The following is a 15,178-nucleotide window of genomic DNA, read 5'->3' as shown; positions in this document are numbered from 1 at the left end:
ATATCTTACGAATTTCCTTAAGCCTCTATAAGCTGTAGTGATAAAACTCAGATTATTCCAGTGCGCCAACCGAATGATTTATCGGTCAGACTTTTTTTAACCAGATACAGAGACACAGATGCAGCCCAAAATTTACTGGATTGATAACCTGCGAGGGATAGCGTGTTTAATGGTGGTGATGATTCACACCACTACCTGGTATGTGACCAATGCTCATAGTGTTAGCCCCGTCACCTGGGATATCGCCAATGTTCTGAATTCTGCCTCTCGTGTCAGCGTGCCGCTATTTTTCATGATTTCCGGCTATCTCTTTTTTGGCGAACGCAGCGCCCAGCCGCGCCATTTCTTACGTATCGGCTTATGTCTGCTTTTTTATAGCGCAATCGCACTGCTCTACATTGCGCTGTTTACCTCCATCAATGTGGAGTTAGCGCTGAAAAACCTGCTGCAAAAGCCAGTGTTTTACCACTTATGGTTTTTCTTCGCGATTGCGGTGATTTATCTGGTTTCACCGCTGATTCAGGTGAAGAACGTCGGCGGAAAAATGTTGCTGGTACTAATGGTGGTGATTGGTATTATCGCTAACCCAAACACAGTGCCGCAGAAAATTGACGGTTTTGAATGGCTGCCAATTAACTTATATATCAATGGCGATACTTTTTACTACATCCTGTATGGCATGTTGGGGCGCGCCATTGGCATGATGGACACACAGCATAAGGCACTGTCGTGGGTGAGCGCCACACTGTTTGTTGCGGGGGTATTTATTATCTCTCGCGGGACATTATATGAATTGCAGTGGCGCGGAAATTTTGCCGATACCTGGTATCTTTACTGTGGGCCGATGGTTTTTATCTGCGCAATCGCACTATTGACTCTGGTTAAAAATACGCTGGATACACACACTGTTCCCGGGCTTGGGCTGATATCACGCCATTCTTTAGGTATATACGGGTTCCACGCATTGATTATCCATGCGCTGCGTACCCGGGGGATTGAGCTTAAAAACTGGCCAATACTGGATATTATTTGGATCTTTTGCGCGACGTTGGCAGCGAGTTTGTTACTTTCTGTGCTGCTTCAACGAATCGACAGAAACAGACTAGTGAGTTAAGTAAAAGCCCGGTTACATTGGACTGACCGGGCTTACGTGAATTATTCGCTGTATTCTTCCTGGGTAACCTGTGTTTCTTTTGGTGGGTTTATTCCGGCATCACGAATATTCTTCTGCACCGCTACTGCACCAAACAAGCTTAAGAAGAAAGCCAGTCCATAAAAACCTTTCTCGCTGAGTAATAACGTCGCATTCCACAGACCTACCATCAGTAACGCAACAGAGATAATAAAGACAGTCAGGCAGGTCATATAATAAATGGAGGTGGTCGGTATGCCTTCATACTTGTCCCGAACGGTCTTTTGATAAGACGCCGCAGAAAACAGTCCTAATACCAGTACGGCAAAATAATATCCTTTTTCATTTAACTGCATCTCTGCATTCCATAGCCCTAACAGATAGGTAACGATACCACCAACAAGAGCTATCCATGACACAATACTAAATGCCGGAGAATAGGTTGATATTTTGTTGTCCATCACAGTATTCCTTTCATTCCTGAATGTGTAAGAGCTTTATGTTGCTCATGCCGAGCGAAACAAACGCATTTGACCAAACAAGCAGACAAAAAAGGCGATAGGGTAGATCACCATTTCATAAGCATTGATAGGTGCGTTTAAAACACCGATAAACAAGAGACCGATAGTGATTAACGCAACTAACTGGCAGATGTGAATAAAAAAATCATCCAGTTGCCCGAGTTTTTCTGCGCGAAGATATGCATAGTTGCCAAAAGTTGCCGTCATTAACACGCCAAGAAAATAACCTTTGCCACTTAACAATGGGCATGAGATCCATAGCCCAACCAGATAAACCAGCGCTCCGACAACAAATAATAGTTTTGCCACAGTCTTTGAGGTTTTCATAATGATCTCCATATCTACCAGCGATACATTACGAGTAACCAACGAAAGACAAAACTGAAAAATGCCATTAACAAATGATTTTCAGAATAAATTCATACTAAATATTAATTGATTATTGATATATATAGATGTGAATTATCCCCCACCCGGTCAGGCAGGGGATAACGTTTACGCCATTAATGGCAGAAGTTGCTGATAGAGGCGACGGAACGTTTCACGTCGTGGCTGATAAGTGGCATAACGCTGCGCATCTGGTAAATGCGACTGTTCTAACGGCAGTTGTGGCAACAACTCAATGAGCGATTTCTCTGGATTCGCCGCAATCTGCGCCAGCCTTGCTGCGCCCAGTGCTGGCCCCACATCCCCCCCCGTGCGGTAATCGAGTTGCTGACCGCTGATATCCGCCAGCATCTGACGCCAGTACTCACTACGCGCCCCGCCACCAATCAACGTAACACTTTGCGGTTTAATGCCGCAGGCATGCACGACATCCATGCCATCTGCCAGCGCATAACCCACGCCTTCCAGCACTGCTCGCGCCAGTTCATTGGGGCCATGTTGATGAGTCAAACCAAAGAAAACCCCCTTCGCCTGGGGATTATTGTGTGGCGTACGTTCACCGGAAAGATAAGGTAGAAACCAGACAGGCTCGGCACTTTCATCAGCCTGTTGAGCAGCCGCGATTAAAGCTGGGACATTGTTCAGGCCCGTTAATTTCGCGGCCCAATCCAGACACGACGCTGCACTCAGCATCACAGACATTAAATGCCAACGCTGCGGGAGCGCATGGCAAAAGCTGTGTACGGCGCTTTCTGGCTTGCTTAAGAATCCTTCGCTGACAGCAAAATAGACCCCCGACGTCCCCAGCGATAACATTGCCTGATTAGCATCAACCATTCCCACACCAATCGCACCAGCTGCATTATCACCACCGCCTGCGACAACTGGCACTGCCGCCATACCCCACGCTTTCGCAACTTCAGGTAGCAAAGCACCAGTAATTTCGCTGCCTTCGTATAATGCGGGCATCTGGTCACGAGATAAGTGGCAAGCCTGCAGCATGACGTCACTCCAGTCACGCTTTGCGACATCCAGCCACATGGTGCCAGCTGCGTCAGACATATCACTGGCAAACTCCCCCGTCATACGCAGACGCAAGTAATCTTTCGGTAATAATACTTTGTCGATTTGACGGAATATCTCCGGCTCATGCCGCTGAACCCATAGCAATTTAGGCGCAGTAAATCCGGGCATCATCAGGTTACCGGTAATCACCCGTGATTGCGGAACTCGCGCTTCCAGCAAAGTGCACTCTTGCGCACAGCGCCCGTCGTTCCACAAAATGGCAGGGCGTAATACCCGTTGCTGGGCATCCAGTAAGGTTGCACCGTGCATCTGGCCGGCAATACCCAATGCTTTAACGTCCTGCAGAGAATGCTGATCGCCCAGAGCTTTCATTGCGCGATCAGTTGCCTGCCACCACTGTTCCGGGTCTTGTTCCGACCAGAGTGGATGCGGGCGCGAAACGGTCAGCTTTTCCGTTTGCGAAGCAACCACCTCACCCTGCTCGTTGAGCAAAATAACTTTTACGCCCGAGGTGCCAAGATCTATCCCGATATACATATCGATCGTTCCTTAAAAAAATGCCCGGTATCGCTACCGATAACCGGGCCAACGGACTGCACAGTTAGCCGTTATTTGTCGAACAGATAATGGTTTACCAGATTTTCCAGTTGCTCCTGGCGACCACTCTGATGCACCGGAGACAAATTATGTTCCTGAGCATATTTGGCTAAATCTGCCAGTGACATTTGGCCTTTCAGGATTTGCTGGCCTAATTCGCTATTCCAGCCGGAATAACGCTGCGCGATGCGTTTATCCAGCTCGCCATCTTCAATCATGCGTGCTGCAATTTTCAGCGCCAACGCCATCGTATCCATCGCGCCGATATGACCGTAAAACAGATCATATTTATCAGTACTTTGACGACGGACTTTGGCATCGAAGTTCAGACCGCCGGTGGTGAAACCGCCTGCTTTGAGAATTTCATACATCACCAGCGCATTCTCTTCCACACTGTTCGGGAACTGGTCGGTGTCCCAGCCCAGTTGTGCATCGCCACGGTTGGCGTCGACAGAACCGAACAGGCCAAGCGCAATGGCGGTGGCTATTTCATGATGGAAAGAGTGACCTGCCAGCGTCGCGTGGTTAGCTTCAATGTTCAGTTTAATCTCTTTTTCCAGACCAAACTGTTTCAGGAAGCCATACACCGTCGCGGCATCGTAATCATATTGATGTTTAGTCGGTTCTTGCGGTTTCGGTTCGATAAGCAACGTACCCTGGAAACCGATTTTATGTTTATGCTCAACCACCATTTGCATAAAGCGGCCCAGTTGTTCACGCTCCTGACGCAAGTCGGTATTTAACAGCGTTTCGTAACCTTCACGACCGCCCCACAGAACATAGTTTTCACCGCCCAATTTATGGGTTGCTTCCATCGCTGTAACAACTTGCGTCGCCGCCCAACTAAAGACTTCTGGATCTGGGTTCGTCGCCGCACCCGCACCGTAGCGAGGGTTTGTAAAGCAGTTAGCGGTTCCCCACAGCAGCTTCACGCCGCTCTCTTCTTGCTTGCCTGCCAGGACATCAACCATTTGCGCAAAATTATTGATGTACTCTTTTAACGACACGCCCTCAGGGGAAACATCCACATCGTGGAAGCAATAAAATGGCACATGTAACTTGTGGAAAAACTCAAATGCGACATCTGCTTTACGCTTCGCCAACGCCAGTGCCTCACCAGGCTGCTGCCACGGACGATTAAACGCCCCCACACCAAACATGTCCGCCCCGTTCCAGCAGAAGGTGTGCCAGTAGCAGGCGGCAAAACGCAAGTGCTCTTCCATACGCTTGCCCAACACCAGTTCGTCGGGATTATAGTGATGGAATGCTAACGGGTTAGAGGATTTTGAGCCTTCATAACGAACGCGATCGAGCTGGTCAAAATAGGCTTGCATATTGAACTCCATAATCAGGTAATGCCGCGGGTGATGGATGATGTCGTAATATTGGGCACTCCCTTTCAGTTGCTCAATTATGTTATTTCACACTGCTATTGAGATAATTCACAAGTGTGCGCTCGCTCGCAAAATAAAATGGGATGATGAAACTGGGTAATTCCTCGAAGAGAAAAATGCAATAAGTACAATTGCGCAACAAAAGTAAGATCTCGGTCATAAATCAAGAAATAAACCAAAAATCGTAATCGAAAGATAAAAATCTGTAATTGTTTTCCACTGTTTAGTTGCTAAAAATTGGTTACGTTTATCGCGGTGATTGTTACTTATTAAAGCTGTCCTCTAACTACAGAAGGCCCTACACCATGAAAATAAAGAACATTCTACTCACCCTTTGCACCTCACTTCTGCTTACCAACGTTGCGGCGCACGCCAAAGAAGTCAAAATAGGTATGGCGATTGATGATCTCCGTCTTGAACGCTGGCAAAAAGATCGAGATATTTTTGTGAAAAAAGCAGAGTCTCTCGGCGCGAAAGTATTTGTACAGTCTGCAAATGGCAATGAAGAAACACAAATGTCGCAGATTGAAAACATGATTAACCGGGGTGTCGATGTTCTTGTCATTATTCCGTATAACGGTCAGGTATTAAGTAACGTTGTAAAAGAAGCCAAACAAGAAGGTATTAAAGTATTAGCTTACGACCGTATGATTAACGATGCGGATATCGATTTTTATATTTCTTTCGATAACGAAAAAGTCGGTGAACTGCAGGCAAAAGCCCTGGTCGATATTGTTCCGCAAGGTAATTACTTCCTGATGGGCGGCTCGCCGGTAGATAACAACGCCAAGCTATTCCGCGCCGGACAAATGAAAGTGTTAAAACCTTACGTTGATTCCGGAAAAATTAAAGTCGTTGGTGACCAATGGGTTGATGGCTGGTTACCGGAAAACGCATTGAAAATTATGGAAAACGCGCTAACCGCCAATAATAACAAAATTGATGCTGTAGTTGCCTCAAACGATGCCACCGCAGGTGGGGCAATTCAGGCATTAAGTGCGCAAGGTTTATCAGGGAAAGTAGCAATTTCCGGCCAGGATGCGGATCTCGCAGGTATTAAACGTATTGCAGCCGGTACGCAAACTATGACGGTGTATAAACCTATTACATTATTGGCAAATACTGCCGCAGAAATTGCTGTTGAGTTGGGCAATGGTCAGGAACCAAAAGCAGATACCACACTGAATAATGGTCTGAAAGATGTTCCCTCCCGCCTGCTGACACCGATCGATGTGAATAAAAACAACATCAAAGATACGGTAGTTAAAGACGGATTCCACAAAGAGAGCGAGCTGTAAGCATTACGCCCCGGCACAGAGCGGGGGCGTGATTTCTCTCCATGCCGTGTAAATTAATTGGCTTAGGTGGAGTCGTTATGCCTTATCTACTTGAAATGAAGAACATTACCAAAACCTTCGGCAGTGTGAAGGCGATTGATAACGTTAGCTTGCGGTTGAATTCCGGCGAAATCGTCTCACTCTGCGGGGAAAATGGGTCTGGTAAATCAACGCTGATGAAAGTGCTGTGTGGTATTTATCCCCATGGCTCCTACGAAGGCGACATTATTTTTGCGGGAGAAGAGATTCAGGCGAGTCACATCCGCGATACCGAACGCAAAGGTATCGCCATCATTCACCAGGAATTGGCCCTGGTGAAAGAATTGACCGTACTGGAAAATATTTTCCTGGGTAACGAAATAACCCACAATGGTATTATGGACTATGATCTGATGACGCTACGCTGTCAGAAGCTGCTCGCACAGGTCAGTTTACTTATTTCACCAGATACCCGCGTTGGCGATTTAGGGCTAGGGCAACAACAACTGGTTGAAATTGCCAAGGCACTTAATAAACAGGTGCGCTTGTTAATTCTCGATGAACCGACAGCCTCATTAACTGAGCAGGAAACGTCGGTTTTACTGGATATTATTCGCGATCTACAACAGCACGGTATCGCCTGTATTTATATTTCGCACAAACTCAACGAAGTCAAAGCGATTTCCGATACGATTTGCGTTATTCGCGACGGTCAGCACATTGGTACGCGTGATGCTGCCGGAATGAGTGAAGACGATATTATCACCATGATGGTCGGGCGAGAGTTAACCGCGCTTTACCCTAATGAACCACATACCACCGGAGATGAAATATTACGTATTGAACATCTGACGGCATGGCATCCGGTTAATCGTCATATTAAACGAGTTAATGATGTCTCGTTTTCCCTGAAACGTGGCGAAATACTGGGTATTGCCGGACTCGTTGGTGCCGGACGTACCGAGACCATTCAGTGCCTGTTTGGCGTGTGGCCCGGACAATGGGAAGGAAAAATTTATATTGATGGCAAACAGGTAGATATTCGTAACTGTCAGCAAGCCATCGCCCAGGGGATTGCGATGGTACCCGAAGACAGAAAGCGCGACGGCATCGTTCCGGTAATGGCGGTTGGTAAAAATATTACCCTCGCCGCACTCAATAAATTTACCGGCGGTATTAGCCAGCTTGATGACGCGGCAGAGCAAAAATGTATTCTGGAATCAATCCAGCAACTCAAAGTTAAAACGTCGTCCCCCGACCTTGCTATTGGACGTTTGAGCGGCGGCAATCAGCAAAAAGCGATCCTCGCTCGCTGTCTGTTACTCAACCCGCGCATTCTCATTCTTGATGAACCTACCAGGGGTATCGATATTGGCGCGAAATACGAGATCTACAAATTAATTAACCAACTCGTCCAGCAGGGTATTGCCGTTATTGTCATCTCTTCCGAATTACCTGAAGTGCTCGGCCTTAGCGATCGTGTACTGGTGATGCATGAAGGGAAACTAAAAGCCAACCTGATAAATCATAACCTGACTCAGGAGCAGGTGATGGAAGCCGCATTGAGGAGCGAACATCATGTCGAAAAGCAATCCGTCTGAAGTGAAATTGGCAGTACCGACATCCGGTGGCTTTTCCGGGCTGAAGTCACTGAATTTGCAGGTCTTCGTGATGATTGCAGCGATCATCGCAATCATGCTGTTCTTTACCTGGACCACCGATGGTGCCTACTTAAGCGCCCGTAACGTCTCCAACCTGTTACGCCAGACCGCGATTACCGGCATCCTCGCGGTAGGAATGGTGTTCGTCATAATTTCTGCTGAAATCGACCTTTCCGTCGGCTCAATGATGGGGCTATTAGGTGGCGTCGCGGCGATTTGTGACGTCTGGCTAGGCTGGCCTTTGCCACTTACCATCATTGTGACGTTGGTTCTGGGACTGCTTCTCGGAGCCTGGAACGGATGGTGGGTTGCATACCGCAAAGTCCCTTCATTTATTGTCACCCTTGCGGGCATGTTGGCATTTCGCGGCATACTCATTGGCATCACCAACGGCACGACGGTTTCCCCCACCAGTGCCGCGATGTCACAAATTGGGCAAAGCTATCTACCTGCCAGCACCGGCTTCATCATTGGCGCGCTTGGCTTAATGGCTTTTGTTGGCTGGCAATGGCGCGGAAGAATGCGCCGTCAGGCTTTGGGTTTGCAGTCTCCGGCCTCTACCGCAGTTGTCGGCCGCCAGGCATTAACGGCGATTATCGTCTTAGGCGCAATCTGGCTGTTGAACGATTACCGTGGCGTTCCCACTCCTGTTCTGCTGTTGACGTTGCTGTTACTCGGCGGAATGTTTATGGCAACGCGGACGGCATTTGGAAGACGCATTTATGCCATCGGCGGCAATCTGGAAGCAGCACGGCTCTCCGGGATTAACGTTGAACGCACCAAACTTGCCGTGTTCGCTATTAACGGATTAATGGTCGCTATCGCTGGGTTAATCCTTAGTTCACGCCTTGGCGCAGGTTCACCTTCTGCGGGAAATATCGCCGAACTGGACGCAATTGCCGCATGTGTGATTGGCGGCACCAGTCTGGCAGGCGGCGTCGGGAGCGTGGCCGGAGCGGTAATGGGGGCATTCATCATGGCTTCACTGGATAACGGCATGAGTATGATGGATGTACCGACCTTCTGGCAGTATATAGTTAAAGGTGCGATTCTGTTGCTGGCAGTATGGATGGACTCCGCAACCAAACGCCGTTCTTGATTTTGATAAAAATTTTCTCAAAACCGGTAACTTATTACCGGTTTTGAGTTTTTGCATGATTCAGCAGGAAAAGAACCATGTTTACTAAACGTCACCGCATCACATTGCTGTTCAATGCTAATAAAGCCTATGACCGTCAGGTAGTAGAAGGCGTAGGGGAATATTTACAGGCGTCACAATCGGAATGGGATATTTTCATTGAAGAAGATTTCCGCGCCCGCATTGATAAAATCAAGGACTGGTTAGGAGATGGCGTCATTGCCGACTTCGACGACAAACAAATCGAGCAAGCACTGGCTAACGTCGACGTCCCCATTGTTGGGGTTGGTGGCTCGTATCACCTTGCCGAAAGTTACCCACCCGTTCATTACATTGCCACCGATAACTATGCACTGGTTGAAAGCGCATTTTTGCATTTAAAAGAGAAAGGCGTTAACCGCTTTGCTTTTTATGGTCTTCCGGAATCCAGCGGCAAACGTTGGGCCACTGAACGCGAATATGCTTTCCGTCAGCTTGTCGCCGAAGAAAAGTATCGCGGAGTAGTTTATCAGGGGTTAGAAACCGCGCCAGAGAACTGGCAACACGCGCAAAATCGGCTGGCAGACTGGCTACAAACGCTGCCGCCGCAAACCGGGATCATTGCCGTTACCGACGCCCGGGCGCGGCACATTTTGCAAGTATGCGAACATCTACATATTCCCGTACCGGAAAAATTATGCGTGATTGGCATCGATAACGAAGAACTGACCCGCTATCTGTCGCGTGTCGCCCTTTCTTCGGTCGCTCAGGGCGCGCGGCAAATGGGATATCAGGCGGCAAAACTGTTGCATCGATTATTAGATAAAGAAGAAATGCCGCTACAGCGGATTTTGGTCCCACCAGTTCGCGTCATTGAACGGCGCTCAACAGATTACCGTTCGCTGACCGATCCCGCCGTTATTCAGGCCATGCATTACATTCGTAATCACGCCTGTAAAGGGATTAAAGTGGATCAGGTACTCGATGCCGTCGGGATCTCGCGCTCCAATCTTGAGAAGCGTTTTAAAGAGGAGGTGGGTGAAACCATCCATGCCATGATTCATGCCGAGAAGCTGGAGAAAGCGCGCAGTCTGCTGATTTCAACCACCTTATCGATCAATGAGATATCGCAAATGTGCGGTTATCCATCGCTGCAATATTTCTACTCTGTTTTTAAAAAAGCATATGACACGACGCCAAAAGAGTATCGCGATGTAAATAGCGAGGTCATGTTGTAGCGATGATGAGAATTGTCGGCGTCGCATCAGGTAACTCAGCACAACCACCTGATGCGAGCAAAAGCCTTATCCGACTGGCAAGTCGGATAAGGCTCGAGGAAATGCAATTACATATGCGCCGCGATTAACCGTTGGTTATCCTGGTACATTGCGAACAGGTAGTTGTTATAACTCTTCCCTTTGGTCGAGTAGCCCTTCAGCTTGTGAATCATCGCTGTGGCAGTCACTTCCTGATCCGCTTTACGCAGTTGTGCACGCGATTTACGGAACGAAGAGTAAGCCGGGTGAGTATTCAGGTTAGTGACATAGGCGCTCACCGATTCTTTGACAGAACTGAACTGTGAGTACCCCTTCACTTTACCCGGCGCATTGGTACAACGTCCTTTCATGCACTTCATGCCGAATAGGTTGTTGTTGCTACGCGCCAGCTTCGACGTTCCCCAACCGCTTTCTGCTGCAGCCATCGTCGCTACCATACTAGTGGGGATAATGTCTACGCGTTCCAGCAAGGTATTCCACGGGATTTTTCGCGTATTACCAGACCACTTCACCTTGTAGCGTTTGGCGATGTCTTTCAGACGCGCACGCTCAGCAGGTGACCATTGGCCCTGATACTGTTTTGAAATGAGCCAGTTACGTTCCGCAGTAATGGCCGCATTTTGGCTGGTAATGTAAGGCATTACGGTCCGGAGAAACGCTTTTTTCCTTGGTGTTCCGGAAGGGTATTTTCGCAAATCAGGAAGTGAACTACTCTTTGCACTATTGCGAGAATACTCTTGTTTACTGCTTACCTGTTTATTACTAGCTTTAATTAAGTGGGACTTTTGACTCGCTGTTGTTGTGTGCGTCTTCGCTAACACCTCACTCGAAAACACCAGAGTGAGTAACATAAGAATCATCGCCCCATATCGTCGTATGGGAGTCAAAATCATCAGGTCTCCTGGTCGGATTTAATCATTCCAACACCTTATATTTTTCACAAATTTGAGAGTTGAATCTCAAATCATATCAAAAATAGCTGTCAAGAGCACCCCAAGGAATAGTCCAAATCTGAAACTATGTCACGTGTTAACGATTCAGATTGGCGCTAAATCGCAGAAAATGTGGGGTTTATCGCAAAATTCAGCCGTTTTTTGCGCGCGATCGCTCACCCTTGCTTCTCATCCTGTGGACTTACCGCTCAGGGATGAGTTTTGTCTGGCTTATCGCTGGCAAACTGTCTGAAATCGCAGCAATAAGGACTCATCCGCCATGAAACTCGCCGCCTGTTTTCTGACACTCCTTCCTGGCTTCGCCGTTGCCGCCAGCTGGACTTCTCCGGGGTTCCCTGCCTTTAGCGAACAGGGAACGGGAACATTTGTCAGCCACGCGCAGTTGCCCAAAGGTACGCGTCCACTCACGCTAAATTTTGACCAACAGTGCTGGCAGCCTGCGGATGCGATAAAACTCAATCAGATGCTTTCCCTGCAACCTTGTAGCAACACGCCACCTCAATGGCGATTGTTCAGGGACGGCGAATATACGCTGCAACTAGACACCCGCTCCGGTACACCAACATTGATGATTTCCATCCAGAACGCCGTCGAACCGGTAGCAAGCCTGGTCCGTGAATGCCCGAAATGGGATGGATTACCGCTCACACTGGATGTCAGCGCCACTTTTCCGGAGGGAGCCGCAGTCCGGGATTATTACAGCCAGCAAATTGCGATAGTGAAGAACGGTCAAATAACGTTACAACCCGCTGCCACCAGCAACGGTTTACTCCTGCTGGAACGGGCAGAAACTGACACATCCGCCCCTTTCGACTGGCATAACGCTACGGTTTACTTTGTGCTGACAGATCGTTTCGAAAACGGCGATCCCAGTAATGACCAGAGTTACGGACGTCATAAAGACGATATGGCAGAAATTGGCACTTTTCACGGCGGCGATTTACGCGGCCTGACCAACAAACTGGATTACCTCCAGCAGCTGGGCGTCAATGCTTTATGGATAAGTGCCCCATTTGAGCAAATCCACGGCTGGGTTGGTGGCGGTACAAAAGGCGATTTCCCGCATTATGCCTACCACGGTTATTACACCCAGGACTGGACGAATCTTGATGCCAATATGGGCAGCGAAGCCGATCTCCGGACGCTGGTTGATAGCGCGCATCAGCGCGGTATTCGTATTCTCTTTGATGTCGTGATGAACCACACCGGCTATGCCACACTGGCGGATATGCAGGAGTATCAGTTTGGCGCGTTATACCTTTCTGGTGATGAGCTGAAAAAAACGTTAGGTGACCGCTGGAGCGACTGGAAGCCCGCCGCCGGGCAAACCTGGCATAGCTTTAACGATTACATTAATTTCAGCGACAAAACAGGCTGGGATAAATGGTGGGGAAAAAACTGGATCAGAACGGATATCGGCGACTACGACAATCCTGGATTTGACGATCTCACCATGTCGCTGGCCTTTTTACCGGATATCAAAACCGAATCAACTACCGCTTCTGGCCTGCCAGTGTTCTATAACAACAAAACGGATACCCACGCTAAAGCCATTGACGGCTTTACCCCTCGAGATTACTTAACCCATTGGTTAAGCCAGTGGGTCCGTGACCACGGAATTGATGGTTTTCGGGTCGATACCGCCAAGCATGTTGAGTTGCCCGCCTGGCAGCAACTGAAAACCGAAGCCAACGCCGCACTTCGCGAATGGAAAAAAGCGAATCCCGATAAAGCGTTAGATGACAAACCGTTCTGGATGACCGGTGAAGCCTGGGGCCATGGCGTGATGCAAAGTGACTACTATCGCCACGGCTTCGATGCGATGATCAATTTCGATTATCAGGAGCAGGCGGCGAAAGCGGTCGATTGTCTGGCGCAGATGGATACGACCTGGCAGCAAATGGCAGAGAAATTGCAGGATTTCAACGTGTTGAGCTATCTTTCGTCGCATGATACTCGTTTGTTTCGTGAAGGGGGCGACAAAGCAGCAGAGTTATTGTTATTAGCGCCAGGTGCAGTACAAATCTTTTATGGTGATGAATCCTCTCGTCCGTTCGGTCCTACCGGTTCTGATCCGCTGCAAGGCACGCGTTCGGATATGAACTGGCAGGATGTTAGCGGTAAATCTGCCGCTAGCGTCGCGCACTGGCAGAAAATCAGCCAGTTCCGCGCCCGCCATCCTGCAATTGGCGCGGGCAAACAAACGACACTTTCGCTGAAGCAGGGCTACGGCTTTGTTCGTGAGCATGGCGACGATAAAGTGCTGGTCGTCTGGGCGGGGCAACAGTAACGTTTCCGGCTTCCCGTTCGTGAGTACCTCGGGAAGCCGCCAACCAGGATAAAATGTCAGCCCTAATCAGAGTTGCAGGATAAAGCACCGCTCCCACTTCAACAGACCGATTTGCACCCCAGCAAATGTAGCGTTATTGTTACCTTCCTTGCTACAGAGTTCGACAGATATCCCGCTATGACATTCTCCCTTTTTGGTGACAAATTTACCCGCCACTCCGGCATTACGCTGCTGATGGAAGATCTGAACGACGGTTTACGCACGCCTGGCGCGATTATGCTCGGCGGCGGTAATCCAGCGCAGATCCCGGAAATGCAGGACTACTTCCAGACGCTACTGACCGACATGCTGGAAAGTGGCAAAGCGACTGATGCACTGTGCAATTACGACGGTCCACAGGGGAAAACGGAGCTACTCACACTGCTTGCCGGAATGCTACGCGAGAAGTTGGGTTGGGATATCGAACCACAGAATATTGCACTAACAAACGGCAGCCAGAGCGCGTTTTTCTACTTATTTAATCTGTTCGCCGGACGCCGTGCCGATGGTCGGATCAAAAAAGTGCTGTTTCCGCTGGCACCGGAATACATTGGCTACGCTGACGCCGGACTGGAAGAAGATCTGTTTGTCTCTGCGCGTCCGAATATTGAACTGCTGCCGGAAGGCCAGTTTAAATACCACGTCGATTTTGAGCATCTGCATATTGGCGAAGAAACCGGGATGATTTGCGTCTCCCGGCCGACGAATCCAACAGGCAATGTGATTACTGACGAAGAGTTGCTGAAGCTTGACGCGCTGGCGAATCAACACGGCATTCCGCTGGTGATTGATAACGCTTATGGCGTCCCGTTCCCGGGTATCATCTTCAGCGAAGCGCGCCCGCTGTGGAATCCGAATATCGTACTGTGCATGAGTCTTTCCAAGCTGGGTCTACCAGGCTCCCGCTGCGGCATTATCATCGCCAATGAAAAAATCATCACCGCCATCACCAATATGAACGGCATTATCAGCCTGGCACCTGGTGGTATTGGTCCAGCGATGATGTGTGAAATGATTAAGCGTAACGATCTGCTGCGCCTGTCTGAAACAGTCATCAAACCGTTTTACTACCAGCGTGTTCAGGAAACTATCGCTATCATTCGCCGCTATTTACCGGAAGATCGCTGCCTGATTCATAAACCGGAAGGAGCCATTTTCCTCTGGCTATGGTTTAAGGATTTGCCAATTACGACCGAGCAGCTCTACCAGCGCCTGAAAGCACGGGGCGTGCTGATGGTGCCGGGGCACAACTTCTTCCCAGGGCTGGATAAACCGTGGCCGCATACACATCAATGTATGCGTATGAACTACGTGCCGGAGCCGGATAAAATTGAAGCGGGGGTGAAGATTCTGGCGGAAGAGATTGAACGCGCCTGGGCTGAAAGTCATTAAAAATTGCCTGATGCGCTACGCTTATCAGGCCTTGTATTATCCCTCCTGTGCAGAGAAAATCGGCCAGTTTTCTCTG

General features: G+C 48.9%; 12 protein-coding genes. 7 read left to right on the top strand and 5 right to left on the bottom strand.

All coding sequences use genetic code 11. From position 1 onward, the window contains the following. The first annotated feature begins 118 nt into the window (after nucleotides 1-118). Nucleotides 119-1,114 (top strand): O-acetyltransferase WecH, encoded by a 996-nt coding sequence (wecH, locus tag FQ015_RS18725; protein WP_160524365.1) that lies wholly within the window; start codon nucleotides 119-121, stop codon nucleotides 1,112-1,114. 41 nt (nucleotides 1,115-1,155) lie between these two features. On the opposite strand, the gene yiaA is transcribed toward wecH, so the two are convergent. The 4 genes from yiaA to xylA form a co-directional block, all read right to left on the bottom strand. Then, on the bottom strand, nucleotides 1,156-1,593 hold the full coding sequence (gene yiaA, locus FQ015_RS18720; RefSeq protein WP_001296808.1) for an inner membrane protein YiaA: 438 nt from the start codon (nucleotides 1,591-1,593) through the stop codon (nucleotides 1,156-1,158). Between the two features lie 45 nt (nucleotides 1,594-1,638). Beyond that, nucleotides 1,639-1,980, bottom strand: coding sequence for an inner membrane protein YiaB (yiaB, locus tag FQ015_RS18715; protein ID WP_001339904.1), 342 nt, complete (start codon nucleotides 1,978-1,980; stop codon nucleotides 1,639-1,641). Between the two features lie 168 nt (nucleotides 1,981-2,148). Continuing rightward, a complete protein-coding gene (gene xylB, locus FQ015_RS18710) occupies nucleotides 2,149-3,603 on the bottom strand; it encodes a xylulokinase (RefSeq protein ID WP_160524364.1) in 1,455 nt (484 codons plus the stop codon). Nucleotides 3,604-3,674: 71 nt separating this feature from the next. Then, on the bottom strand, nucleotides 3,675-4,997 hold the full coding sequence (gene xylA, locus FQ015_RS18705; protein ID WP_160524363.1) for a xylose isomerase: 1,323 nt from the start codon (nucleotides 4,995-4,997) through the stop codon (nucleotides 3,675-3,677). 365 nt (nucleotides 4,998-5,362) lie between these two features. On the opposite strand from xylA, the gene xylF reads away from it, so the two are divergent. From xylF to xylR, 4 genes are all read left to right on the top strand, one after another. After that, nucleotides 5,363-6,355, top strand: coding sequence for a D-xylose ABC transporter substrate-binding protein (xylF, locus tag FQ015_RS18700; RefSeq protein WP_001296518.1), 993 nt, complete (start codon nucleotides 5,363-5,365; stop codon nucleotides 6,353-6,355). A gap of 77 nt (nucleotides 6,356-6,432) precedes the next feature. Next, nucleotides 6,433-7,974, top strand: coding sequence for a D-xylose ABC transporter ATP-binding protein (gene xylG / locus FQ015_RS18695; protein ID WP_039020899.1), 1,542 nt, complete (start codon nucleotides 6,433-6,435; stop codon nucleotides 7,972-7,974). After that, nucleotides 7,952-9,133 carry a xylose ABC transporter permease XylH gene (xylH, locus tag FQ015_RS18690; RefSeq protein ID WP_000045978.1) on the top strand — a complete coding sequence of 394 codons (1,182 nt, stop codon included), beginning with the start codon at nucleotides 7,952-7,954 and terminating at the stop codon, nucleotides 9,131-9,133. Before xylG ends, xylH begins: the two co-directional genes overlap by 23 nt. Before the next feature lie 77 nt (nucleotides 9,134-9,210). After that, entirely contained in the window at nucleotides 9,211-10,389 is a 1,179-nt protein-coding gene (gene xylR, locus FQ015_RS18685) for a D-xylose utilization transcriptional activator XylR (protein ID WP_000494495.1), read from the top strand. A 107-nt stretch (nucleotides 10,390-10,496) separates the two neighbouring features. Here xylR and FQ015_RS18680 read toward each other — a convergent pair whose 3' ends face one another. Further along, complete coding sequence (locus tag FQ015_RS18680) at nucleotides 10,497-11,321, bottom strand: protein bax (RefSeq protein ID WP_105277714.1); 825 nt, start codon at nucleotides 11,319-11,321, stop codon at nucleotides 10,497-10,499. 319 nt (nucleotides 11,322-11,640) lie between these two features. Between FQ015_RS18680 and malS the strand changes: the two genes are divergently transcribed. Together malS and avtA are read left to right on the top strand one after the other, a co-directional pair. After that, nucleotides 11,641-13,671: an alpha-amylase gene (gene malS, locus FQ015_RS18675; protein WP_160524362.1), complete on the top strand. Its 2,031-nt coding sequence runs from the start codon at nucleotides 11,641-11,643 to the stop codon at nucleotides 13,669-13,671. Nucleotides 13,672-13,848: 177 nt separating this feature from the next. Then, the gene (avtA, locus tag FQ015_RS18670; RefSeq protein ID WP_000144351.1) at nucleotides 13,849-15,102 is read left to right on the top strand and encodes a valine--pyruvate transaminase; all 1,254 of its coding nucleotides are present in this window, start codon (nucleotides 13,849-13,851) and stop codon (nucleotides 15,100-15,102) included. Nucleotides 15,103-15,178: the final 76 nt, after the last annotated feature.

The sequence above is a fragment of the Escherichia sp. HH26CH genome (genome assembly GCF_009820205.1).
In the GTDB taxonomy this organism is placed as follows: Bacteria; Pseudomonadota; Gammaproteobacteria; order Enterobacterales; family Enterobacteriaceae; genus Escherichia; species Escherichia coli_F.
Note: the sequence above shows the minus strand (reverse complement) of the source record. Positions and strands in the feature narration are given on the sequence as shown.

What these genes read in the sequence shown, in the direction of transcription:
- xylR (WP_000494495.1), top strand. Translation starts at nt 9,211, where the DNA reads ATGTTTACTAAACGTCACCGCATCACATTGCTGTTCAATGCTAATAAA.
- malS (WP_160524362.1), top strand. Translation starts at nt 11,641, where the DNA reads ATGAAACTCGCCGCCTGTTTTCTGACACTCCTTCCTGGCTTCGCCGTT.
- xylB (WP_160524364.1), bottom strand. Translation starts at nt 3,603, where the DNA reads ATGTATATCGGGATAGATCTTGGCACCTCGGGCGTAAAAGTTATTTTG.
- xylF (WP_001296518.1), top strand. Translation starts at nt 5,363, where the DNA reads ATGAAAATAAAGAACATTCTACTCACCCTTTGCACCTCACTTCTGCTT.
- xylH (WP_000045978.1), top strand. Translation starts at nt 7,952, where the DNA reads ATGTCGAAAAGCAATCCGTCTGAAGTGAAATTGGCAGTACCGACATCC.
- wecH (WP_160524365.1), top strand. Translation starts at nt 119, where the DNA reads ATGCAGCCCAAAATTTACTGGATTGATAACCTGCGAGGGATAGCGTGT.
- yiaB (WP_001339904.1), bottom strand. Translation starts at nt 1,980, where the DNA reads ATGAAAACCTCAAAGACTGTGGCAAAACTATTATTTGTTGTCGGAGCG.
- xylG (WP_039020899.1), top strand. Translation starts at nt 6,433, where the DNA reads ATGCCTTATCTACTTGAAATGAAGAACATTACCAAAACCTTCGGCAGT.
- avtA (WP_000144351.1), top strand. Translation starts at nt 13,849, where the DNA reads ATGACATTCTCCCTTTTTGGTGACAAATTTACCCGCCACTCCGGCATT.
- xylA (WP_160524363.1), bottom strand. Translation starts at nt 4,997, where the DNA reads ATGCAAGCCTATTTTGACCAGCTCGATCGCGTTCGTTATGAAGGCTCA.
- FQ015_RS18680 (WP_105277714.1), bottom strand. Translation starts at nt 11,321, where the DNA reads ATGATTTTGACTCCCATACGACGATATGGGGCGATGATTCTTATGTTA.
- yiaA (WP_001296808.1), bottom strand. Translation starts at nt 1,593, where the DNA reads ATGGACAACAAAATATCAACCTATTCTCCGGCATTTAGTATTGTGTCA.